This is a genomic window from Paenibacillus sp. SSG-1 (genome assembly GCF_002224835.1).
In the GTDB taxonomy this organism is placed as follows: Bacteria; Bacillota; Bacilli; order Paenibacillales; family Paenibacillaceae; genus Paenibacillus_AQ; species Paenibacillus_AQ favisporus.
On the sequence record NZ_MBRK01000001.1, the window covers coordinates 5,559,018 to 5,582,658 of the forward strand.

A 23,641-nucleotide genomic window follows, 5' to 3' on the forward strand; every position below is an offset into this window, starting at 1 on the left:
TCTTGATCTAAAACTTGTTATACTCCGCCTGCTCCCATTCTTCACGCAGCAGCGAATGGAGCAGTGCATCTTGAAAGCCTGAAGCCGTATGGCGGTACTGTCTCAGCCGACCTTCGGCCGTGAATCCGAGGGACCCGAACAGACGGACGGCTCGTTCATTCCGCGGATCGGTCAGCGCTTCGATCCGGTTAAGGCCCATCGTCCGATAGCCAAATCCGAGCATCAGGCCGATCGCTTCGCGCATGTAGCCCTTTCCCCAATGGGGCTTCGCAAGCTCGCAGCCGATTTCTCCCCGGTAAGCACCCTCCAGCTGCCACCAATTCAAGCCGCAGCTGCCGATGATCCCGGCCTCCGGCAGGAGAATTCCCCAGCGGAGCCCATCCTCGGTGGCCGCCAAACGATTTAGCAGCCGGATGAGTTCCGCTGCCGCCGCTTCGTCCGGCAGGTCCGGAAGATCCGAGTACCTCCGCACCTCCTCGTCGGTCCAGCACGCATACAGCGCCGGGGCGTCGCCTTCCTCGAGCGGACGGAGCCGGATCCGCGGCCCTTCAAGCTCGGGAATGTTCCCGCTGCATTGATAGCTCATCCCAACGCCCCCTTCATGTACTTTGCAATATTATCAATGTACAACGCCTGCCCCCTGCAGCACAAGAGCGCCTCCCCTCCCGGTTTCTGCCATATGAACGCAAAAAACACCCCGGCGCTTACCCTGTGTCCTTGAGGAGGGTTGCAGCCGGAGTGCTTGTCCATCGCTGTATTTTACACCATTATTGCTGTGCTTCCGTTCTTCCCATCAGCAGAAACGCAATGATAAAAATAAAAGCGATCAATGCCAGGAGCGGGATCGTAATGAAGCCAAACCAGTTCAAATAATCGAAATTGCAGGGAATGCCTACCTTGCACGGCAGTGCATTGGCAAGCGCCGGAATTTTCTGCTCCGCATAATGATAGATCGAGATGCAGCCGCCGATCGCGCTGAGGGTCACCGCATAAGGAATGATTTTACGGTCATTTTTATAGCTGGCGATTCCGAGCAGAATCACTTCCGGATACATGAATATCCGCTGGAACCAGCACAGCCTGCACGGTTCATAGTGCATCACTTCGCTTAAATACAGGCTGCCTCCCGTGGCGATAAGGGACACGATCCAGGCAAAATACAGGCTGTAGGGCTTGATGAACGCAATGAAACGGTTGCCTTCCATCCGAAACTCCCCTTACTTGTCGGTGTCAGCCGACTTTTTATCCAAATAGCTCTTGAGTGCGTTGTAATCGAGCGTGACATTCTCCGCTACCTTCTCGCCGTTTACGTACAGCGTCGGCGTGCTGTTCACGCCCAGCTTGTTGCCGGTAGCCATATGGCTGTCCACTTCATCCTGGTACGTCTTCTCCTCGATGTCCTTGCTGAGCTGATCGTAATCCACCTTGATGTTATTGTCGCGGGCCAGCTTCACCAGGAACTCTGGCGTTGCCCACTCGGTTTTTTCATCCTGCTGGTTGTCGAAGAGTACGTGGTAGTACTTCCAAAATTCATCCTTGTTCTGATGGAACACCGATTGCGCGGCCAGTGCAGCCGTGTTGGAGTCTGCATTCGGACTGATGATAAGGTAATTCATGAAATAGAGCGCAGCTTTACCGGAATCGATAAAATCCTTCTGCAGGCTCGGCTCGATGTCCTGACTGAAATACTGGCAGGCCGGGCACTTGTAGTCGCCCATCTCCACGATCTTGATCGGGGCTTCCGGATTTCCCAGCACCGGGAGCGAGCTGTAATCAAACGATGCTTCCTTGGATTGCGGCCGAATAAACACCAGCAGCAGGACCAGCACGACGATACATGCACCTGTAATCCACATGATCCGCTTCATGCGTTTCTCCTGCGCTGCCCGCTCGGCTTTACGTTGGGCCACGGTGTTGACTTGCTTCTTCTTCGGTTTCACGAAGCCTGACGTCTCCTTTCCTGTGAACTAAAGCTGAGGCGCCTTGGCATTTGGGTCTTTAGTTCTTCCTTAATGTAAGTTACTTAACACTTCTTCTCTAGGTTATTCTAGCATCTCCCCCCGCCGATGACCAGAAAGAACCGCTTCCAAAACCGGTCAAATCGGGAATTGTTAAATAAATTGTAACAAAATCAATTACATGACAGCCCGTAGTGAGTTTTTTCATGAAAATATGAGTTGACTTGAAACGTTCCGGTGATACTACTTTTACCTTAACTGTTTAAAAAGAAGGGGGGAATATTATGGAGTGGCAGACTGCCGTTATTGTCGTTTTTGCCGCTGTCCTGGCCGCGATAGGAATTACGCGTTACGCCTTTTATCAAATGACGCAGATGAAGGCCCTCACATACGAGCAGACCTTTCAAGCCATGGAGCAGGTCGGGCTGTTCAAGCAGGATTACTTTGAGTCGCTGCCCAAGGAAGAGGTTCAAATTACGAGCTATGACGGGCTGAAACTGAACGGCATGCTCATACCGCACCCGTCGGGCTCCAACCGTTTCGTCATTCTCGTCCATGGATATACCGCCTCGCTTCCGGCATCGATTCCCTTTATGGACATTTTCCGGGAAGATGGGTTCAACACGCTTCTGATCGACCTGCGCCGGCACGGAAAAAGCGAAGGCAAATATACGACCTACGGGTTCCACGAAAAGCACGACATCGACTCCTGGATCCGGTGGATTCGCGCGACGTACGACAGCGACTCGGTCGTCGGCCTGCACGGCATGTCCCTTGGGGGAGGCACCGTGCTGGAATACCTGTCGCTGCCTCACACGGACGCCGCCTTTGTCATCGCCGACTGCCCTTATTCCGATCTGACGCGCCTGATGCATCATCAAATGCAGGCGCTGAACCGTATTCCCGCGGCTGTGTTCCTTCCGCTCGTCGACCGCAGACTGTTCCGGAAAGCAGGCTTTACGCTGAATCAGGTCAGCCCCGTCCGCTCCGCCCGGTACAGCCCCGTTCCCGTCATGTTTATCCATGGCACACGGGACCGCTATATCCCGACGGAAATGAGCGAGGAACTGTTTGCCGCCAAAGAAGGAATGAAACGGCTTCTTCTCGTTGAAGGAGCCTCCCACGGCAATGCGCTGGGGGTCAACCCGGAGCTGTATAAAAAAGCCGTGCAGGAATTTGTCCGCGATGTGATGGAAGGGGCCGTTCCTGCCATGCAGCCGGAACAGGCCGAGGAGCTTGTGGAAGAACCTGTGCAGGCGGGGCTTCCTCAGCCGGAATTTAATATGTAAGACTTCTGCACCATCTCACAACATTAATTACAACTCAAAAAAGCCCCTTGGACTCCGGACTCCTCTCCTTCGGACCAAGGGGCTTTTCCATTTTCTGAACATGAAGCCAGACAGCCTTATCGCATCCTGTACTGCTTGCTCTCCTCTGCCGCAATGTCTTCCCGGATGCTCATTTTCTCCGCATTGTAATGACTGATCGCTTGGTTTAATCCCTTCAGGTCGAATACGGAAACATCCAGCTCGCTCAGTTCATCCACATCCGATCTCAGCCGGTCCCTCAAATCCGTCAGCCTGCGGATATGGGACTGCGCATATTGGCCTGCTCTTTCCTCTGTTAATTCCGAGGATTTTTCGGCTACCAGGGTGCCGTTGACCTTTACCAATTCATCCGACAGCGTATGCTTCAAACGACTGAGCCGGCGCTTCAAACGCGCTCCAATCATGACATATATGGCAAATCCGAACACAAGAATCGCCAGCGCATAGGACAACCAATACCATGCTCCATGTGCGCTGTGCTCAGTCCCTGCATCGGGCAGCTCCGCCGCGAGCACCCGCACCGGGCTTGTCGTTAAAACCGTAGTCAACCATTTGTGCATATTCATTCCCTCCATTCTAAGATGCGGCAACGATTCTAGGTGGCAGGAAGTTGATCTTGGAAGCCTGGGCGTTAAGCACCGGCATTCGCGCTCTCCGTTTCTTCAAGGGGTGCCAGCACTTCCCCGCACAGTTTCTGAAGCATGACCTGAATTTCCTTGAACTCCCCGATTCCCGTTCCGGTCAAGCTGTATTCATCGCCGTGAGCCGTCAGAAAGTTCAATTCGGTCAGGCGCTCCAGCTGCTGCTTCACTTCCCGTTCCCCCACCTTGTAGCCGTGCGCCTCCAGCACGGGCTGCATATCACGGATGGTCAAGTCATGGTGATGGGCATGGTAAAGCATGTGGATACTCATGAATAAATTTTGTACGTCTGCACGCATAGATTCCTCTCCTTCCGGCGAACGCCTGTAAAAATGAGCCTGTCATTACCATTGTTTACCCTTCTTCCGCTGCCGGGAAACAATAAGAATCCCTGTTTAAGCCATGCCGGACGCCGGAATCAGCAGGCTTCACAGGATATGACCATGATTTTTAGAGGGAGGAATTTCACTTGACGTGGAAGGAATTCCTGTATACTATCTTTTATAATTAACCAACGGTTAAAAGACAGAAATGAGGTGGATCGTCATGTTTCAAGCCCTTCCCTACGAAGGAAACCGGAATGACCAATTTGCAGCCGTCCTCGAACAGCTTAAGTCGCTCATCCATGATGAGCCCAGCTCCATTGCCAATCTAGCCAACGCCTCGGCCCTGCTGAACAGCTTCCTTCCTGACATAAATTGGGTTGGTTTCTATCTATTCGATGGAACTGAGCTGGTTCTCGGACCGTTTCAGGGGCTCCCGGCCTGCATCCGCATTCCTTTGGGTAAAGGGGTATGCGGTACAGCGGCAGCCGAGCGGAGAACGATTGTGGTCGATGACGTGCATGAGTTTCCCGGGCATATCGCCTGCGATGCCGCCTCGAACAGCGAAATTGTCGTTCCGCTGGTCCAGGGAGAGCGCCTGATCGGCGTACTCGATATCGACAGCCCGCTGAAGGGGCGGTTTGACCAAGATGAGCGGCAGTTTCTCGAACAGTTTGCCGGTATTTTGACGGCACAGCTGTAATATAGGATCCTGGGAAAGTAAAGCGGTCTTCTGCTTATGATGCGGAAGACCGCTTTTTTCCATTCCTGCATGATAAGATAATGAACGAAAACACGGCGTTGTTTGTCTTATGGTCAGATGGAACAACCGCCGGCCGGCATCGGTTCCATGGATCTTTGCATGTCAAGGAAGGTGAGGCAATGACGGACAAAGAGCTGTTCGAGACCTTTAACCGGGATGTCTACAGCTTTTGCTACTATATGATGCAGCGCAGGGAAGATGCCGAAGACCTCTGCCAGGAGACGTTTATCCGGGCACTGCTCGCGGACCGGAGCTCTATTCAGGATATCCGGCGCTGGCTTATTCAAATCGCCGCCAATCTGTGCAAAAACTCGCTTCGCCGCTCGAAAGCGGGCGTCATCAAGGAAAAGCTCTTTTCCTATCGGCATCTGGCGGCTGCCCCGCATTCGGTCGAGGAAACGGTCGAAGGGCGGGAACTGGCCCTGGAGCTGTCCCGGCTGTACGGGCGGCTTCCCGCGAACATACGGATGGTGATGATTCTCCGTTACATTAACGGGCTGTCCCAGCAGGAGATCGCCGATATGATCCGCGTTCCTTTGGGGACCGTCAAATCCAGAATCAATAAGGGGCTTTCGCTCATGAGAAAATATATCGCTAAGCCCTCCTGCCCCCTCATGAAAGGAGAGAACGACGATGAACCGATTCAGCTTGGAACAGATGGAACGGGCCATTTCACGAAAGCCTGAGCCCGCTCCCGATTTTGAAGCGATGTGGAGCACGATCGAGGAAGAGGTTGGACGACGGCATTCAGGCCAGTCTTCAACTGTAAAAAGGTCATCGGTGACCCGCAAGTGGGTTCCGGCGGCCGCTTCCGCTGTGGTCTTCCTGGCGGTAGCCGTTCCCGTATTTGCAGCCATAAACCCGGGCTGGGACTTGTGGGGACGGCCGGGTGTGAACAATGCCATTCAGCACGGCTTTGGCGAGCCGCTGGATTTGAGTGCCCGGCAGTCGGGCACAACGATGAAGCTGCACGGCGTCGTGACGGACGGCGAGCAGATGGATGTGCTTTTTACGATGCAGGTTCCGGGCCTTCCGGATTATGACGCCGTCGATTTCGAATCCGTCTCCCTGTCCGATTCTAAGGGGAAAGATGCCAAGCCAAACGTTCTGCTCAAGCGCGATGAGGAAAAAGATACACTGAAAGGGATGTTCGAGCTGCAGGATGAGCTGAAGAAGTCTAAACGGAGCATGCACTTGGACGCCAGCAACCTGGTTTTTTACCAATATGACGATCTGCCTCTTGCAGGAGATATTGCCGAAGGCTCCAGGCTGGTTCCATCGTCGTCTTCAGGCGGCTTCGCGGCGGTGGAGATCCAATCGATCGTCCGGAAAAACGACCAATTGACCATCCGGTATGCCCTGACGTCACCGCTTGAGGATCCAGGCGATCTGGACCCCCACCTGGAGATCACCTCGGGTTCGCACACGTATCAAAGCGTGTCCCGGGCGGTCCTGCCCCCGGACGGTAACGATTTGCTGTGCCAGTCGACCTTCACCATTCCGGAACGGGAATGGAAGGGAACCAAGCTACACCTGACCTATTTACAGGAGGTCAAGAGAGTAGCGGGAACCTGGGCTTTTGACTTCAACGCAGACGGCAGCAAGGCCAGCGAAGCCATTTACAGCAAACCGCTTCCGGCAAATGAGGAACAGGCCGCAAACGTCAATTTGAACCTGAAACAGCTGGTCATCACGCCGCTTCAGATCCGAATCCCATACAGGCAGGATTCCAATGACTGGACTGAGGGCGTGAGACGCTTTACGAAAGTATCCCTGCAGCTGGGAGACCAGCGCATCGAAGGCAGTGACTATCATACCGGCATGTACGAGAAGGTCCGGCACCGGGAATATTTGGATGAAGGCTACCTGCGCTTTGAGTCGCCGACATGGTTTAAAGACTGGTCGGGGGAACCGATGAAGCTTATCTTCTCAGGTTTGGAAATTACAAAAAGGGACCTTTCGAAGCATTGGTACGATCTGGCCGCGCCGACTGCCACTGAACAGCAGGTGCAGATGGATCTGGACGGACGGAAGGTCACGTTCACCTACTATCTGAAGGGCAGCCAGTTGATCGTGAAGTCTTCCTCTGAGGACCCGACCTTTAAAGGGGTATCGCAATCGGTGATCCGTGCCGGCGGAAAAGAGATCCTCCCGGACTACGTCCCTGCGCCGCCTTCGAGCGGGCCGTTTACCAAAGTGGAGACGTATTCGAACCTTCCGGAAGGAACGGCGCTGCAGCTGAACCCGGGCGTGTACGTGCTGCTCGAGCCGGACGAGACGGTTGAAGCGGCCATTAATTAACGCCTTTTGGTAAAGTCAGTTCTCGGATCCGACCCCATGAAATGAACAAATGCTCCCCCGTATGCGGCAGAAGCCCGCCCGGCCATTCATCGGCCAGGCGGGCTTCTTGTGCTCACCCTTGTTCATCTTTCTTACATCAGCTCGCGCTCGGCGAATATGATCATGCCGTCCCGTAAAAAAACGGGAAGCTGCGGATGGTATGCCGTAAACAGCTGCTTGTGTTCGGTCTGTTCCACATATAAGTTTCCCAGTCCGATATATACCATTGCCGACGGCGTGTAATAACGGCTCATCCATTCATAATGCCTGCGGATGATCCGCTGAACCTGCGGAGCACCCGGGTGATGACCTTCCTCGATGGCCGCCTTTAAATCCCGGTTAATCTGATCGATTTCCCGCTGGGAGCGCAGGTAGTCTTCCTTGGTCCACAGCTGCATTTTATGCTGGCTCTCCTGCGTTTCGGACTCGCCTCCCAGCTGGGTCAGCACGTCCTGCTCGGTCACATTGGATCCGGCCGGGCCTGAGTCCCGGCCTCTTTTGTCTGGTTCCATCGTTTCTCCCTCCACTTGACTTTCTGATCTATATCTTTTGCCTCAGGGTCTGCACGTTTGATGTCAGGTCTTGTCATCTTCCAATTACCCGTTTCGCAGGAATTTAACCGCTGCCGGAAGAGCATTTATCCACTTTTTTTAACATTTTTTTCTTCCTTAACCCGATTCACAATTTAGGGCTTCGAGTCGGAATCGCGAATGATGGACAGCCCCTCGACATGCTTGCGGTTCATCAGCTTGCTCTTCTTCCGGTTCTCCTTGGACTCAAAAATAATGTCGAAATCGTAGTCCTCAGGGTACAGTTCGCTCTTCTCAATGAACAGCTTGAGCCGCTTCTGGTTGATCCGGATCTTCTCCTTCTGGATCATGACCCCTACCATGCCCATGGCGTCCTCCGGCTCATAGACGATGCCCGTTCGCCCATAGGAGCTGACATAGACAGCGTCTCCTACCTCAAGCTTGCGCACGGGTGCGGCCGATGCTTGCTCCTGATCCTCATCCGCCTGATCCCGGCTCCCTGCTCCATCGCCCTCATTGGCTTCAAGTGGGCCGGAGGACTGAGCTGTCTCCTCCATCTGCTCAGACGCTGTTTGAACAATGGGATGTTCCTCGGCTGCATCGGGCTGCAGGGCAGGCAGCGGCTTCTGCCTGTGCAAAATTTCCTGCGACCGCTCGATAATGCCTGCTGTCATCCCCAGCTTTGTGGCGATTTGAATCGCGTAGCTCTGCCCCGCCTCTCCGATCGTCAGCCGGTAAAGCGGCTCCAGCGTCTCGACATCAAACTCCATCCGGGCATTCTGGAAGCCCGGCGTCCGTGCTGCAAACGTCTTCAGCTCGTTAAAATGCGTCGTGACCATGATCATGGCGCCTCTGTTGCTGAGTTCTTCCAGAATGGCGATCGACAGGGACATCCCCTCCCCCGGATCCGTTCCAGCCGCCAGCTCGTCGATCAGCAGCAGGGTATGGCGGTCCGCCGCATCCACCATCCCGATCAGGCGCTTAATTTGGGCGGAAAAGGTGCTGAGCGACTGCTCGATGCTCTGCCCGTCCCCGATGGCCGACAGCACTTTAGTGAATACAGTGAACGTGCTGCCTTCCTCCACCGGCACGAGCAGACCCGACTGCACCATCAGGGTGAGCAGCCCGAGCGTCTTGAGCGCCACCGTCTTGCCGCCGGTATTCGGCCCGGTAATGATCAGCGAGCGGTAACCGCCGCCCAGCTCCAGCCGCAGCGGCACCATCGTCTTCAGCATGAACGGATGCCGCGCTCCGCTTACCTTGATGCGCCCGCTGTCGCTAAGAAGAACATTGTTCCCGCCCAAAGTGCGGCTGTATTTCGCTTTGGCAAAAATAAAATCGTACGTTCCCGTGATATCGATGTTCAGCAGCAGATCGGCCGAAGCCGCCTCAAGCAGCCCGGTCAACGCGCTCAGCACGATGCCTTCTTCCCGGGCCTCGTCCGCTTCGTGCATGCCAAGCTCGCTTTGAAGATGGGCGACCTCCTCCGGCTCCACAAAGACGGTCTGCCCGCTCGTCGACTGGTCGAGCACTGAGCCCTTGATCGTTTTGTGATACTCCCGCTTGACCGGAATGACGTATCGGCCGCCCCGGACGCTGACCAGATTTTCCTGCAAAATCGAGCCGTGCCTGGACAGAATCGCGGCGATCTTTTTCTGAATGCGCTCCTTAACGATGGCGATCTTCTTGCGGACGCGCTCCAGGTTTTTGCTGGCTTGATCGTCCACCCGGCCAAACCGGATGCAGCGCTCAATTTCGCTCTTCAGCTTCGCCAGCTCCTGCATCGAGGAAGCATAGGAGCTGATGCCCGGCGCGATGTCGCGCTTCCCGGCCATGTACTTACGCAGCTGCCCGCAGCTGTGCAGAAACGTATGGACCGCGGTAAAATCCTGCTCGTCGAACAGGTACCCTGTATGAAGCAGAGAGACAATCCGGTCAATCCCTTCCAGGGATGGCAGCGGGACGCTGGCCCCTTTATCCAGCAGCGCCTTGGCTTCCGCCGTCTCATCCAGCGCCCTGCGGACTGCACTGGCCGTGGTCAGCGGCTCCAATTCATCGATATGCCTGCGTCCTTCATACGAAACCGCATAGTCTCTCAACGCTTCCTTCATTTTGTCGTATTCCAGCATGATCATCGTCGTTTGATCCATTGGTAGTTCATCCTCCTGTTTCTTGTTATTTCTTCCTATGGCAACGCAAAAAGGGGCAGAGAATACGCGCATGCGATTCCTGCCCCTGGTCTGCCGGACTGCCTTTGTCTGCTGCCTTTGCTGTACGCAAAAAAACCGTGCTGCAAAGAGCACGGTCCTGTACGCCGGAGAGCCAGCCGCCCATTAGGCGGCGGCCCGTATCCGGCATGACAACGGTCGAGCGGCCAACGCTCCACCGATTCGGATCACAAAGGTTTCAAACAGTCCGCAAGGGATTGCCGTTTGATGCTTCGCGTGTTCTTAACTATTTCCAAGACTGCATTCTGCAAAGAGGCGCATTGAAAGAAAGAGTGCCCTCCTGGGCATTCCCCGCCTGTCTTCACATCATACAGCCGATATGGAGTTTGATTAGTTAAGAACAACCACCGTCATCAAAATCTCTCCCTTGTTATAGGATGAGGTAAATTTACCAAGTTTGCGCCACGAAGTCAAGGGGCTGGTGTCTTCATGAGGTACACTCTCGCTTCATACGGCCGCAGCTTCAAATTCCCGAGATCCTCCTCCCCCTTGATGGGGTAGTTGGAGATCAGCAGCTGCTTGGCCTCCGGCACGAGCTCCGCCGGCAGCTTCAGCACCGGCTCGCCTCCGAAAAAGTTCAGGATGACCAGGAGACACTGGTCCTCCAGCGTCCGGGTATACACATACAGCTCCTTGTCGAGCGGAAGCAGCAGCTTGTATTCGCCGTACACGATCACTTCATGCTGTTTGCGGAGGGCGATAAGCTTTTTATAGTAATGGTAGATCGAATTCGGATCCTTAATCGCATCCTCCACATTGATCAGCGGATAGTTCGAGTTCACCTCGATCCATGGCGTGCCCCGTGTAAAGCCTGCATGCTCCCCATTGGTCCACTGCATCGGCGTACGGGCGTTGTCCCGGCTTTTTTTCCAAATCGCCTGCATGACCTGCTCTTCGGGCACGCCCTGATCCAGCTGCTCCTCATAGTAATTCAGCGTTTCCACGTCACGGTAGTCATCGATCGAGGCGAAGGCGATGTTCGTCATGCCGATCTCCTCGCCTTGGTAAATATACGGCGTGCCTTCGAGCATGTGTAGAAAGGTCGCCAGCATCTTCGCCGACTCCACCCGGTATTTCTGGTCGTCCCCGAACCGGGACACCGATCTCGGCTGGTCATGGTTGCACCAATAATTCGCGTTCCAGCCCTTGTCGTGCAGCACCGTCTGCCACCCGCTGATGACCTTTTTCAGCTCAAGCAGGTTCCAGGGACGAATATCCCACTTGCCGGAACCGGAAGAACCCGCATCAAGCTGCATATGCTCGAACTGGAACACCATGTTCAGCTCGTTGCGCGTATCCCCGACATAGCTGAGCGCCTGCTCCGGACCCAGACCCGACGTCTCGCCGACGGTCATGATGTCGTAGTGGAACAGTACCCGTTCGTACAGGTTGTTCAGCAGGGTGTGCACATTTTCCAGGTTGGAAAACAGCTCATACGCGCGCACCGTCGGCAGCTGGTCCGGGTTGTCCCCGTCTGGCAGGCCGACCGCCTTGACAATATGCGCGATTGCGTCGAAACGAAAGCCGTCCACGCCTTTTTTGAGCCACCATTCCACCATTTCATGCATGCTGTCGATCACTTTCTGATTTTCCCAGTTCAGGTCCGGCTGGTGCTTGGAGTACAGATGGAGATAATACTCGCCTGTCTTCTCGTCGTATTCCCAGACCGAGCCGCTGAAATAGGACTCCCAGTTGTTCGGCGGATGTCCGTCTTTGCCTTTGCGCCATATATAAAAATCCCGTTTCGAATTATCCTTGCTCGACCGCGACTCGACAAACCATGGATGCTCGTCCGAGGTATGGTTCAGGACCAGATCCATCATGATTTTGAGACCGCGCGCATGCGCCTCCCGCAGCAGACGGTCAAACTCCTCCATCGTGCCGAACTCGTCCATAATGTCGCAGTAGTCGCTGATATCGTATCCGTTATCGTGATTGGGGGACTTGTAGATTGGGCAAATCCAGATCACGTCGACCCCCAGGTCCTTCAAGTAATCCAGTCTCGATATAATGCCGAGCAGATCCCCCTTGCCATCACCGTTCGTGTCGAGGAAGCTGATCGGATAGATTTGATACACTACGGCTTCTTTCCACCATTTTTTGTTCATAACCTGCTCCTTACGTGCTCCATTTTGTGCCGGATATCCGACGGTTGTTTACAAGATCGCGCGAACACTTTATAATTATTGTAAACCGATTTCCGGTTTACCTTTCAGAATGAGAGCAAGTTTTTACATTTCAATCAAATAGAATTCAATTGGAGGAGCCTGCCATGTGCGGGCTCCCTTTGTCTTTTTTTCCCTCTCATTCGTTGTGCGGGTCCGCCATGCACTCCTCCATCCTGATGTAAAGGAGGATAGACGCGTTGATTTTAAAGTCCCGGTAAAAAATGTAGAGATCTGGATACGCTATACGGCATGGCTCTCTACTCAAAGAAACCAAACCCGGGCTGCATGATTCAGGATTCGCACATATACAGGATGGGGAGGCACGCTATGGAACAGCAAGCAATACTGGCTATTGGTATTTTTCTCATTGTTTACGCATTTATTATCGCGGAAAAAATTCACCGGACGATCGTGGCGATGATCGGCGGTGCGCTCATGGTCATATTCGGCATCGTGAGCCAGGAAACCGCGATTCATCATATCGATTTCAACACGCTCGGCCTGCTCGTCGGCATGATGATCATCGTCAATATCACAGCTGAGACGGGATTATTCAAATTCATTGCCGTATGGGCCGCGAAAAAGGCCAAGGGCCGGCCCGTCGCCATCATGGTGGCGCTGATTCTGATTACCGCGATCGGATCGGCGTTTCTCGACAACGTGACCACCGTTCTGCTTATGGTGCCCGTCACGCTCAGCATTACCCGGCAGCTGCGGGTTAACCCGACGCCGTTTCTGATCACCCAGATCATGGCGTCCAACGTCGGCGGCACCGCCACCCTGATCGGTGACCCGCCTAACATAATGATCGGCAGCGCGGTGAAGGAGCTGACTTTTGTCGCCTTTATCAATAACTTGACGCCCATTGCGGTGATCATTCTCGTCGTATTTATTCCGCTATTCATTCTCATGTTCCGCAAACAGATCAAGACGACGCCGGAGCTGATGCAGAGCATTATGGATCTGGATGAAAAAGAGCTGCTCACCGACCGCAAGCTCCTGATCAAATGCCTGACGGTGATGGGTCTGACGATCATCGGCTTCTTCCTTCACCAGCTGGTTCACCTTGAGTCGGCCACCGTCGCCCTCGCCGGTGCTTTCCTGCTGCTTCTGCTGACGGGCGAGCATATGCTGGAGGAGGCTTTTGCCAAGGTTGAATGGCCGACGATCTTTTTCTTCGTGGGATTGTTCGTGCTGGTGGCCGGCCTGATCGAAACAGGGGTCATCGCCACCCTGGCGGAAAAAGCTACCGATCTCACCGGCGGCGACGTCGCGGCAACGTCGATGCTCATCCTGTGGATGAGCGCGATCGCGTCCGCTTTTATCGACAACATTCCGTTTGTCGCGACCATGATCCCGATGATCCAGGACATGGGCAGCCTCGGCATCAGCAATTTGGAGCCGCTATGGTGGAGCTTGGCCCTGGGCGCCTGCCTTGGAGGCAACGGCTCCCTGATCGGTGCGAGCGCCAACCTGATCGTGGCCGGCATGGCTGCCAAGGAAGGATATCCGATCAAGTTCGCCCAGTTTCTGAAGCTCGGTTTTCCGATGATGCTGCTGTCCATCGTTCTGGCCAGCGCATACGTGTATCTTCGGTATTTGATGTAGCGGCCGAAGGCAGTGGGGGCGATGGTGTTGCTGCAGATTGGGGCAGCCGGTGGCACTGATGCTTCCAGGCAAGGACATGACAGCCCCTGAAAGCAGCGCAAAATGACACGTGCGAAGGAGGATCAACTTATGCTGGAGTATCGTTACGACCCGAGCATCATTCAGATTACGGAAAGCGTCAACGAGCAGGACGCGGAGTTCCGCATCCGGCTGCTGCAGGAAGAGCCTTATCTGGCTAGGCTCAAGCAGATCAGGCGCTTTTTCGAGGACAATGATATCTACACGGACGCCTTGTTTTATGTCTATAAAAATCACGAGTACGGTGCAATCGTACGGAAGGAATACTACGTGGATTTCGTGCTGGCACTGATGAAGCATCAGCTGCTGCAGAGTGTGGAGTGGAAGCCTTCGCCTTAGGGCCTCTGCCCGCTGGCGGTGCGTTCGCTGTTGATCTATTCAGGCCATTGGCTGCTGCAAAATAGATGCGCTTCACATTTACTTCTACGTTGAAAATGTGGCAGCGCCATTTATGCCAGGGTTAATACGTTAGTCAAATAAGAAGCCGCCCGGCTTGCTCCTTTCGAGCAGAGACCGGCGGCTTCTTTTCACGCGCTTATGAGGTTTCGTTCAACATCGCGCTCTTTTACAGCGCGTAATGCTACTCCGCCAACTCAATGATCGACTCGTATTTCCGCTTCGTATCCGCCAGCCGGGTATCGAGACGTGAATACTCCCCCTCCAAGCGGCGGACAATCCGCTCCACCTCGGATATTTTCTCCTGCACGTCGTCCTGGGTATCCCGGATTCTCCCCTGCACGAGCCAGTCGGATATAAAGCCGTCGAAGAAATAATCAGAAAATTTCAGAAAGCTCCCGATCCCGATTTCGATATCCAGCGCCATTTGCACATCCTTCAGCTCTTTGCCGAACCGGCGCAGGCTGAACTGCGCTGATTCAATGTGCTCCATCGCCTCGTCAATACGGCTGTGCTTCATATGCGTGGAGATCATGCCGCCGCCGAGCATGTCGTAGGTGCCCCAATTTCCGGCCGAGCCCAAACTGTCATCCGCCCGCTCCAGATCCTCCAGTACGGCCTCGCCCGCACGCACCGCTTCTTTCAATTCCTTGAGCTGGACCGACAGGTCGGCCTGTTCTTCGGCAAGTCCCGCCAGCTCGGCGTTATTTTGCAAAATCACCTTTTCCTTCTCGTCGAGAATCTTCTCATATTCAAACTCCGCGTAACGGACCTCCTGGAACTTCCGCTCCAGCTCCTGCAGCTCGTTTTGGATATCAGCCACGCTGCGCGCAGCCATATCGTATTTTGCCTTGACCTCCAGCACTTCCAGCTGCTCCCGCTCCAGCTTCTCCTCTTTCCGGCCGATCATGCTGTAAAACAAACCGGAGAGCGAAGTCCCCGTCAGGCGCTCCACGTCCTTCTCCTCATCGGCAAGCCTGAGCTTCCAGCGCTCGGCTTCGTCCTGCTGCTCTCTCAGCTCCCGCGACAGTTCCTGCATCCGGTTTTCATACTTCGTTTTGTTCCGGATGTCCTCTTTCAGCTTGGTCAACTGACGGTTGGCTTCTTCAAACATAACGTTCCCTCCGTTTCCAGTCTGCGATCTGTTGTTATATGTAATAAACGTCATAGCATGCCGCGAAGTTTCATGAAATGTTCAGTATGCAGCAATAGCCTTACGTGATCCAGCTGCTGCCAAAGTGGATTTTATCCGCAAAAATCGCTATGATTAAACCAGATTGCACAAAGGAGTGAACCTCAATTTCATGAAACTGAAGACATTCACGCTTCCGCTCGTGCTCGTGCTGACAGCGGCGCTTGCGCTTGGCGGATGCGGCAAGAAAAACAGCGATGAGGACGCATCAAAGGACACATCCGGAGGACAAGCTACAGAACAGACGACGGACCAGACTTCCGGCAATTCGTCATCGTCCGGCACGACAGGATCGGATTCCTCCACGGACAGCTCAACCTCGGCTTCCGGTCAGCAGCAGAAGAGCTGGACAAGCCCGCCTGCCATGCAGATTGACCAGAACAAAAAGTACGAGGCAGAAGTCAAAACATCTAAAGGCACGTTTACGATTGAGCTGTTCGCCAAGGACGCGCCGAAGACGGTCAACAACTTCGTATTCCTGTCCAAGGAAGGCTTTTACAACGGAGTCATTTTCCACCGGATCATCGAAACGTTCATGGTACAGACCGGGGACCCGACCGGAACAGGCTCCGGCGGACCAGGATACTCTTTCGAGGATGAGAAAACGAATTATAAATACGAGCCGGGCATCGTCGCCATGGCAAACGCTGGACCGGATACGAACGGCAGCCAGTTCTTTATCTGTACCGGTGCGGACAGCGATTATCTGAACCAACAGCCGAACTACACCATTTTCGGTAAAGTCACAAAGGGTATGGATGTCGTGATGAAGATCGCCAAAACACCGGTCACCGTCGGACCTAGCGGCGAGGAAAGCACCCCGACCGAGAAAGTTACGATCGACGGCGTCACGATTACTGAAAAATAAACCAGTGCGAAACCGCACGCTTGTACGGCGCAGCACATCATGATACAACAAAGAACCGTTCGCCCCTGAGGGTGGACGGTTCTTTGTTTGACCGCGCATAAATCTCCAGTCCAGGTCATGCTTCAGCAGGCTTGTTCATATTGTAAATTAAACAAGAACAAGCCCGACGGCTGCGGATGTTCACCGGATTAAACTCGGGAGAAAACAAAGCATCTCAGCCGCTGGCAGCAGGAGGCCTGTGTGAACGCAATGATTCTGGGAAGCCTCGCGACTTCCCTATGTACGGCGGCGGGAGCCCTTCCCGCCCTGCTGTTTTCGAATATCAGCCACCGGGGCAGAGACAGCCTGCTCGCTTTCACGGCAGGTATCATGGTCGCCGCCTCGACGTACGGGCTGATCCCGTCCTCCCTCAAGCTGTCGAACCTATGGGTGCTGACGATCGGCATCCTCACTGGTACGGTGACCTTGACCCTGATGGAGCTGCTCATCCCACACACGGACCCGGCCCATGATATCAAGCGGAGCGACAGCACGCAGACGGGATCCTGGATGTTTCTGTCGGCCATGGCGCTGCACAATTTACCCGAAGGGCTGTCGGTCGGCGTCAGCTATGGCAGTCCCAACCAGGAGCTGGGGGCGATCGTGGCGCTGAGCATCGGCCTGCAAAACATCCCCGAAGGCTTTCTGACCGCGCTCTCCTCGTTACGCACGGCATGCGAAGGCGGTACGCCTTTCTTCTCGCCGCACTTACGGGCGGGCTGGAGTTCCTCTCCTGCTGGGCCGGGCTGAAATTTACAGCTTCCTTCGCCGGTATCGTCCCGTACGGATTGGCTTTTGCCGCTGGCGCCATGCTGTTCGTCGTATATAAAGAGCTCATCCCGGAGAGCCACGGGGACGGCAACGAGCGGGCTTCGACCTTTTCTTTTATTTTCGGCCTGCTCTCCATGATTGCCATGACGCATTTGCTGGGGTGAGCGTCATGGCTTTCGCATTTTCCAAACCGCCCAGGCACTGATTCCATACATGACGGCACTGGCATAAAATAAGGCGTCGATCGTCAGCCAATCGATCAGGTAACCGCCAAGAATGACGGCGAAGCCGGATGCGGCTGAGGTCCAGAAATGATAAGAACCAATCACAGGCCCCCGCTCCCCCTGGACTGTATGATCGGCAAGTAGCAGGCGTTCGCTCATCTTTTGCATCGCACTGCAGCACCCCATGATCAGTTGGAGAAACAGTACCCACGCATAAGATTCAACCCAGGGGAATGCCAGCATCGCCAGCATCATGCCAAGGGAGCTGATGAGCAGCACCCGGTGTCCGCTATGGTCGATCCTTGGAGCCAACCATTGGGAGAACGCCGCGGAGCTGATCGTAAACACCGCAAAAGCCAGGCCGTATTTGGCATAGCTGTTGCCCAGATTTTTCAGAAACAAGAGATAATAAGGATAAATCATGCCGGAAGCAAGCGTCACCATGCTTTGGGAACGGATCAGCCACCTCATGTTCATGGCCTACTCCCCTTTGTATTGTTCATAAAAATAGTTCATAAAAAGGTGCTGTGGATCATACTCATCCTTTTTCCGAAAAAAATCGTCGTACTCCGGATAGGCCCGTCTAAACTGCTCGACCGTAGGATATGCCGCATAAGGCAGATAATAGGTTCCACCCTCATACTCCACTTCATCGATCAGATCCCGGATTCCTTCCCTTACTTGCGCCTGCCCTTGCTCCGATAACGGTACGTGAAACAGGCATACAAGGGCAAACATGTCTTTTTGGGCATAGGAGAGAACGGCTTCGCGATCTTCCTGGACATAACGGACGGTAATATTCAGCAAATTAAGCTTGTGATCGCGCACGATATCTTTCATCCCGTGAACGAAATCCGCAAACTGATCCACCGGAATAAAATACTCCTGCAGCAGATCATTCGCGCCGGGCTGGCCGTATTCCATAAATTCGCTCTCGGAGCGCATGGCATTGTTTCGGCTGATCGCCTTATTTTGCTGCTTGGTAAAATACAGCTTCTGCAAAGACCAGAATGCGTTCTTTCCCCAATCGCTGCTCCGGTTCAGACTGAACATCATTTTGCTAGGAATGACGCCCTGCTCGCGGGTCCGGAGCTTATCGTAATCTTCCAGCGGAAGCGCAGGATCTGCCGTATAATTGATCGCATACATGTCCGTCAAGAAGCGGTCCGGGGCAACTGAAACTCTAGCAATATGCATTCTCACATCGGGATCGCCAAGTACATTCTCCTGAAAATACCGGCTGTAATCCTCAACCTTTATCGCCTCATTCTCCATCCGGTAAACTTCATCTTCCGTCAAATTCAGCGTCACATCCAGGATCATGCCGAACAGGCCGTACCCGCCGAGCGCCAGCCGAAATAATTCCGGGTTCTCTTCTCTGCTGACACTGCGGATTTGACCGTCTGCGGTCAGCAGCCGAAACGAATCCACGCTGCCGATCAGGGAACCGCTTCGGATGTCGCGTCCATGCGCATTTACGCTAATGGAGCCGCCAACGGTAAAAATATTTTGCGACTGCATCGTCTTCACGGACAAATGGTACGGATTAACGGCTTTCTGGACCTGCTCCCACGTGGCCCCCGCCTGTACACGGATTTGCCGCTGATCCGGATCGACCGACAGGACCTGATTATAATCGGTCATATCGATGACAATCCCGTCCTTGTAATAGGTATGCCCTCCCTGACTGTGACGCTGGCCCGCAATGGATACGGTAAGGTGCTTCTCCTTTGCCTCCTGAAGCAGCCGGACCAGCTGCTCCTCCTCCTTGCCTTTGACCACCCTGTCAACCTTAACGGGATGAAGCCGGCTGTAGTCGGTAATGAGATAAGGGTTCTGGTCCGGCGTATCGGTGCGGATATATTCATACACGCAAAGAATGACTAACAGCAGCAGCACCGCTCCCCTCTTCGCCATCGCCTACCATACGGGGCGCAGTGGGTGCTGTAGATCCTCTTCGTTGACGTTTTCGATAATGTGCTTCAAATCCTGCTGCAGCGTCTTCATATGGTCGCTTCCGATCATCCGGGCCCAGCGCTGCTCAATTTCTTTGTAGATATTCTCTTTCGTCCGTACCAGCGACCAGCCGCGTTCGGTCAGGACAACCATCTTGCCCCGGCCGTCGGAAGGATGGGGCTTGCGCGCGACATAGCCGCACTCTTCCAGGTAGTCGAGCATTTGGCTGACCGCCTGCTTCGATATGCCCAGGTGCGCTACGAGCGTCTTGGCCGTCGCCCCATCCGGCATCAAGCCCTGGAACAAAAAGCTGTGCGCCGGCCGCACATCGCCGAACCCCGCCTCCTTCAGGCGGTTATGAAGCTCCTGGTTCATCGCGCTGAAGGAGAGCGATAACAGGGAAGCCAAATCTTGATTATATGGGAACGTTTTGGACATGGTTGTACAACTCCTTGCTGTCTTAAAGGAATAAATTGGTCAGTTAGATTGACTTCAAAGCATTCTCATTATACCGTTCCCGAGATGCGTGAATCAAATTCCGGAAAGTGGCACCGCTTCCATCATGAAATGGGCTTTGGGCGCAACTTCCGCCAGCCCGGAAACGTCTGGTAGGTAACGCGATTTTTTCCACTTTTTAGTGCAAAGCGTTGCTGATTCCACCGATAAGGAGGCTGACCATCCATGCCAACAACCAAAACGCTGCCGCTGCTGTTCGCCCTACTTCTGCTAGTATTACCGGCATGCTCGAAGCAGGAAGACGGCAGCCGGAACCAACGCAGCAATCCGACTCCTCCGATCTCGCTAACGGCCCGGAAGCAGGAGGCAGGCAAAATCGATCCTGCCCTCATCTCCGCCCACAACCGCCTTGGGCTGCAGCTCCACCGCGAACTAACCGGGCGGGCCGAAGCCGGAGACAATGTCCTTCTCTCCCCCTACAGCATCTGGACGGCCCTGTCCATCGCATACAACGGCAGCGCCGGCACGACGGCACGCGAAATGGCCTCCGTATTGGGGGTGAAGGACATGCCGCTTAACGAAATGAACGAGGGGAACGCGATTTTGTCCAGGCTGCTGGAAGGGGAAGACTCCGGCGTCCGGCTGAACATCGCCAATGCGGTCTGGCATCAGCAGGGCGTTCCGTTCAAGGACTCTTTTATCCAGGCAGGCAAGGAGAGCTACGGGGCCGAGGTTCAGGAGGTCGATTTCGCTTCCGACAAGTCCGTGCAGACGATCAACCGCTGGATCAGCAAGGAAACCGAGGGCAAAATCGAGAAAATGCTGGGGCAGCCGCTGTCGCCAACGACCATTGCAGTGCTAGCCAACGCGATTTATTTCAACGGATCATGGACCGATCCGTTTAATCCGGAATACACAAAAGACGAACCGTTTACGCTGGCTGACGGCGGCGTCCGGACACTGCCGATGATGCATACCGCCAACATGCTGCCGTACAAGGAGACACCCGATTGGCAGGCCGTCCGCCTTCCTTACGGAGACGGCCGCATGGATATGCTGGTCATCCTCCCCGCCGCCAGCTCTTCGCTGGACCAATTGGAGCAGCAGCTCTGGGCGGACCCCGCTCCGTGGCAGCAGCCCTTTGACGAGGCATCCGTACAGCTTGGGCTGCCCCGGTTCAAAGCCGAGTACGGCAGCGACTTGAATGATCCGCTCATCCGGCTCGGCATGAAGCAGGCCTTCCAGCCGGATGAGGCTGACTTTTCCCATATGGCCGACATTCGCCCCCTCTTCCTGTCCAAGGTTCTGCACCGGATGGTGCTCGACGTAAACGAAAAGGGAACCGAGGCTGCTGCAGCAACGGTCATCAGCGAGGAATCCGGCTCTATGCCGGTAAAAGTCCACGAAATGACGGTGAATCGGCCGTTCTTCCTGGCAATTGAGGACACACAGACCCATGCCTGGCTGTTTATCGGCTCGGTGAACGATCCCGAATGACCGGCTCGCGCACAACAAAAAAGCCAACCCCTTCATAGGCTAGGGTTGGCTTTTAAACATGGGCAGTTGGTTCACCTCATGAAAAATTAACGGGATCAACAACATGAGGCAGCTGGCGTTTCCTGAGCGACTTTGAACCCGGCTAAGACTCCGCAGGTTAAGACAACGCATGCAGCGTCACGCCTTCGGGCAGCACCGCCAGCACTTGCTCCCGTACGGGCGTGCTGCCGGCAAGCTCTTCGCCCAGGATGGTGACGATGCCCCGGTCCTCGCGGGAGCGGATCAGCCGGCCAATGCCCTGGCGGAGCCGAAGCAGCATATACGGCATGTCCACTTCTTCGAATGGCGCTGCCGATTCTTTGCGCTTGGCCGTAAACACCGGATCATGCGGCGGGAACGGCAGCGACCAGACGATCACGTTCGAGAGCGCCGGGCCGGGCACGTCCAGTCCCTCCCACAGGCTGACCGCGCACAACACGCTGGTCTCCTCGCGCTGGAAGGCGGAGATCAGATGGCTGATCTCCTGGTCCCCTTCGAAGTAAAACGGAACGTCGGGCACCTGGACGGTGCCTGCGGCCAGCTCCTGCTTAAACCGCCGCAGCTCCTCCCTGCCGTTAAACAGGATCAGTGCCCGGCCCCCGGATTCGCGAAGAAGGCGGGCAGCGGCTTCCAGCTTGCCGTTAAAATCGGCCGTCGACCTGGAGTCCGCCGGGGTCAGCACTTTCATCTGATCCGCGTAATCGTACGGGGAAGGTACGGAGAAGGAGAGAAAGCTCTCGATGCCAAGGCTGTCCGCCACGTAATCGAACGCGCCCTGAACCGACAAGGTAGCTGAGGAGAACACGATCGGCATCTTCGCGCCGAATACCTGCTCCTGCAGTACCTCCTTGACCGTTCTCGGCATGATCGAAAGCGTCAGCCCGTCCGGTCCGTCGACGGCCCAGCAGATCAGCGCCTCGGAGCGCTCGAACAGATGGAGCGCCTTCTGCATCATCTCCAGGTGCTCCTCTACGATCCGGAGCTCGTACTCGTTCAGCGTGTACAGCTCGCTCTCAAACACGAGCTCCTCCTCGATCGAGGTGAGGAGCGAGCGGAACCGGTGCACCTCGGCGAGCAGCGCGCCGTCCAGCACGATTTCCTTCCGGTCGGAGCCGGCTACGCTGCGGCTCTGCCGGCCGAATGCCGCGAACATCGCTTCGCTCTGCACGATCGCCTCGTCGATCAGCACCGCCAGCGATTCGCGGATCTCGCCCTGAAGCAGTCGGGTGATGAGTTCCTCAAACACGACATGCTTCATTTTGTAGCTGAGGGCCTTCATGGCGGCCGATTCGAGCAGATGCCCTTCGTCGAAGACGACGGCGCAGTGCTCCGGCAGCAGGGGCAGCTGCCCCTCCCGCTTCCGGCCCTCGTAAGTCCATACATGCTCCATGTAATAATCATGCGAGCAGATGATCAGGTCCGCCGCCTGGCGGTAGTGATCCCGCGACAGCGTCTGGCCGCAGCGGTGGCGGCGGTCGCAGGTGAAGCAGTCCTGGAATGGATCCCAGTTAATCCGGCTCCATTCCTCATCGGTTAACTCCGGGTATCCCTTCCGGTCCCCGTAAGCATGAAAGTACTGCATCGGCGCGGTAGAATACACGAAATCCGGCAGGCCGGCGGCCAAGTCGTCCCAGCGCACCCCTTCTTCGTCCCGCAGCCGGACGTCGTCCAGTTTGCGCAGGCACAGGTACTGGTCGGGCGACTTGCCCAGCCGGGCATCAATGTGAAGCCCAAGGTGGCGGGCCAATTTCGCAATATCCCCTTCCGGCTTCACCAGCTGCTCGATCAGCGATTCGTCGGCGCAGGCGATCACCGCAGGTCTGCGGGTATACCGCGCGTAGCATACGGAGTAGAGCAAGTACACCAGCGTCTTGCCCGTCCCGACCCCCGCCTCGGCAAATATCGTTTTCTTCTCGGCAAAAGCCTTCTCCAGCTGAAAAGCCATATAAATCTGCTCGTCGCGGATTTCAAATCCCGCTTCCGGCAGAACATCATAAAACACATCGGCGACCCATTCGCCTGCTTGCTGGACGAAAGGCCGCTTTGGATCATACGTAAAAGGATACCGCTCCACGTCTTTTGGTTCCCTCCAAGCTACTCATAAATGCAGCCGCCCCCACTTTCGGGAAGGCGAACAACCCATTATCACATGCTCCCTCCCGAATTACAATGGGGCGGTCAAAAATTAAAGCCGCCCCCTTCGGACCCATACATCCGGGGGACGGCCAATTTCTTTGA

At 55.1% G+C, this 23,641-nt stretch carries 21 protein-coding genes and 1 pseudogene; 9 read left to right on the top strand and 13 right to left on the bottom strand.

What is annotated here, in order from left to right; translation table 11 throughout:
* Positions 1 to 7: 7 nt before the first annotated feature.
* The 3 genes from BCV73_RS25525 to BCV73_RS25535 form a co-directional block, all read right to left on the bottom strand.
* The gene (locus tag BCV73_RS25525; RefSeq protein WP_089549036.1) at positions 8 to 586 is read right to left on the bottom strand and encodes a GNAT family N-acetyltransferase; all 579 of its coding nucleotides are present in this window, start codon (positions 584 to 586) and stop codon (positions 8 to 10) included.
* Positions 587 to 767: 181 nt separating this feature from the next.
* Positions 768 to 1,205 (bottom strand): disulfide oxidoreductase, encoded by a 438-nt coding sequence (locus BCV73_RS25530; protein WP_076175915.1) that lies wholly within the window; start codon positions 1,203 to 1,205, stop codon positions 768 to 770.
* Between the two features lie 12 nt (positions 1,206 to 1,217).
* Complete coding sequence (locus tag BCV73_RS25535; protein WP_256993001.1) at positions 1,218 to 1,940, bottom strand: thioredoxin domain-containing protein; 723 nt, start codon at positions 1,938 to 1,940, stop codon at positions 1,218 to 1,220.
* A 302-nt stretch (positions 1,941 to 2,242) separates the two neighbouring features.
* Here BCV73_RS25535 and BCV73_RS25540 point away from each other — a divergent pair, with 302 nt between their 5' ends.
* Positions 2,243 to 3,247 (top strand): alpha/beta hydrolase, encoded by a 1,005-nt coding sequence (locus BCV73_RS25540; protein ID WP_089549037.1) that lies wholly within the window; start codon positions 2,243 to 2,245, stop codon positions 3,245 to 3,247.
* A gap of 116 nt (positions 3,248 to 3,363) precedes the next feature.
* On the opposite strand, the gene BCV73_RS25545 is transcribed toward BCV73_RS25540, so the two are convergent.
* Positions 3,364 to 3,846 (bottom strand): hypothetical protein, encoded by a 483-nt coding sequence (locus BCV73_RS25545; RefSeq protein WP_089549038.1) that lies wholly within the window; start codon positions 3,844 to 3,846, stop codon positions 3,364 to 3,366.
* A 71-nt stretch (positions 3,847 to 3,917) separates the two neighbouring features.
* Positions 3,918 to 4,226, bottom strand: a complete 309-nt coding sequence (locus BCV73_RS25550) for a hypothetical protein (RefSeq protein ID WP_076175925.1) — start codon at positions 4,224 to 4,226, stop codon at positions 3,918 to 3,920.
* A gap of 247 nt (positions 4,227 to 4,473) precedes the next feature.
* Here BCV73_RS25550 and BCV73_RS25555 point away from each other — a divergent pair, with 247 nt between their 5' ends.
* From BCV73_RS25555 to BCV73_RS25565, 3 genes are all read left to right on the top strand, one after another.
* On the top strand, positions 4,474 to 4,953 hold the full coding sequence (locus BCV73_RS25555; protein ID WP_076175928.1) for a GAF domain-containing protein: 480 nt from the start codon (positions 4,474 to 4,476) through the stop codon (positions 4,951 to 4,953).
* 179 nt (positions 4,954 to 5,132) lie between these two features.
* Complete coding sequence (locus tag BCV73_RS25560) at positions 5,133 to 5,699, top strand: RNA polymerase sigma factor (protein ID WP_089549039.1); 567 nt, start codon at positions 5,133 to 5,135, stop codon at positions 5,697 to 5,699.
* The gene (locus BCV73_RS25565; RefSeq protein WP_089549040.1) at positions 5,647 to 7,314 is read left to right on the top strand and encodes a DUF4179 domain-containing protein; all 1,668 of its coding nucleotides are present in this window, start codon (positions 5,647 to 5,649) and stop codon (positions 7,312 to 7,314) included. Before BCV73_RS25560 ends, BCV73_RS25565 begins: the two co-directional genes overlap by 53 nt.
* 131 nt (positions 7,315 to 7,445) lie before the next feature.
* Here BCV73_RS25565 and BCV73_RS25570 read toward each other — a convergent pair whose 3' ends face one another.
* From BCV73_RS25570 to BCV73_RS25580, 3 genes are all read right to left on the bottom strand, one after another.
* The gene (locus BCV73_RS25570; RefSeq protein ID WP_076175937.1) at positions 7,446 to 7,865 is read right to left on the bottom strand and encodes a TipAS antibiotic-recognition domain-containing protein; all 420 of its coding nucleotides are present in this window, start codon (positions 7,863 to 7,865) and stop codon (positions 7,446 to 7,448) included.
* A gap of 173 nt (positions 7,866 to 8,038) precedes the next feature.
* On the bottom strand, positions 8,039 to 10,033 hold the full coding sequence (locus tag BCV73_RS25575) for an endonuclease MutS2 (protein ID WP_076175939.1): 1,995 nt from the start codon (positions 10,031 to 10,033) through the stop codon (positions 8,039 to 8,041).
* A gap of 488 nt (positions 10,034 to 10,521) precedes the next feature.
* Positions 10,522 to 12,219, bottom strand: coding sequence for a glycoside hydrolase family 13 protein (locus tag BCV73_RS25580; protein ID WP_089549041.1), 1,698 nt, complete (start codon positions 12,217 to 12,219; stop codon positions 10,522 to 10,524).
* Between the two features lie 345 nt (positions 12,220 to 12,564).
* Between BCV73_RS25580 and BCV73_RS25585 the strand changes: the two genes are divergently transcribed.
* Together BCV73_RS25585 and BCV73_RS25590 are read left to right on the top strand one after the other, a co-directional pair.
* Positions 12,565 to 13,887 (top strand): ArsB/NhaD family transporter, encoded by a 1,323-nt coding sequence (locus BCV73_RS25585; protein WP_343220127.1) that lies wholly within the window; start codon positions 12,565 to 12,567, stop codon positions 13,885 to 13,887.
* Between the two features lie 129 nt (positions 13,888 to 14,016).
* The gene (locus tag BCV73_RS25590; RefSeq protein ID WP_076175948.1) at positions 14,017 to 14,304 is read left to right on the top strand and encodes a hypothetical protein; all 288 of its coding nucleotides are present in this window, start codon (positions 14,017 to 14,019) and stop codon (positions 14,302 to 14,304) included.
* A 241-nt stretch (positions 14,305 to 14,545) separates the two neighbouring features.
* Here the strand turns inward: BCV73_RS25590 and BCV73_RS25595 are convergent, their stop codons facing one another.
* Complete coding sequence (locus BCV73_RS25595; RefSeq protein WP_089549043.1) at positions 14,546 to 15,475, bottom strand: hypothetical protein; 930 nt, start codon at positions 15,473 to 15,475, stop codon at positions 14,546 to 14,548.
* 190 nt (positions 15,476 to 15,665) lie between these two features.
* Here BCV73_RS25595 and BCV73_RS25600 point away from each other — a divergent pair, with 190 nt between their 5' ends.
* On the top strand, positions 15,666 to 16,421 hold the full coding sequence (locus BCV73_RS25600) for a peptidylprolyl isomerase (protein ID WP_076175953.1): 756 nt from the start codon (positions 15,666 to 15,668) through the stop codon (positions 16,419 to 16,421).
* A gap of 240 nt (positions 16,422 to 16,661) precedes the next feature.
* Positions 16,662 to 17,395: pseudogene (locus tag BCV73_RS25605) on the top strand (ZIP family metal transporter).
* Between the two features lie 3 nt (positions 17,396 to 17,398).
* Here BCV73_RS25605 and BCV73_RS25610 read toward each other — a convergent pair.
* The 3 genes from BCV73_RS25610 to BCV73_RS25620 are packed head-to-tail and all read right to left on the bottom strand — an operon-like array spanning position 17,399 to position 19,849.
* Positions 17,399 to 17,932 (bottom strand): MFS transporter, encoded by a 534-nt coding sequence (locus tag BCV73_RS25610; protein WP_089549044.1) that lies wholly within the window; start codon positions 17,930 to 17,932, stop codon positions 17,399 to 17,401.
* Positions 17,933 to 17,935: 3 nt separating this feature from the next.
* Positions 17,936 to 19,372, bottom strand: coding sequence for an FAD-binding oxidoreductase (locus BCV73_RS25615; RefSeq protein WP_089549045.1), 1,437 nt, complete (start codon positions 19,370 to 19,372; stop codon positions 17,936 to 17,938).
* 3 nt (positions 19,373 to 19,375) lie between these two features.
* Positions 19,376 to 19,849 carry a MarR family winged helix-turn-helix transcriptional regulator gene (locus BCV73_RS25620; RefSeq protein WP_076175964.1) on the bottom strand — a complete coding sequence of 158 codons (474 nt, stop codon included), beginning with the start codon at positions 19,847 to 19,849 and terminating at the stop codon, positions 19,376 to 19,378.
* 243 nt (positions 19,850 to 20,092) lie between these two features.
* Here BCV73_RS25620 and BCV73_RS25625 point away from each other — a divergent pair, with 243 nt between their 5' ends.
* Positions 20,093 to 21,364, top strand: a complete 1,272-nt coding sequence (locus tag BCV73_RS25625) for a serpin family protein (protein ID WP_089549046.1) — start codon at positions 20,093 to 20,095, stop codon at positions 21,362 to 21,364.
* Positions 21,365 to 21,521: 157 nt separating this feature from the next.
* On the opposite strand, the gene BCV73_RS25630 is transcribed toward BCV73_RS25625, so the two are convergent.
* Positions 21,522 to 23,477, bottom strand: coding sequence for an ATP-dependent DNA helicase (locus tag BCV73_RS25630; RefSeq protein WP_089549047.1), 1,956 nt, complete (start codon positions 23,475 to 23,477; stop codon positions 21,522 to 21,524).
* Positions 23,478 to 23,641 lie beyond the last annotated feature (164 nt).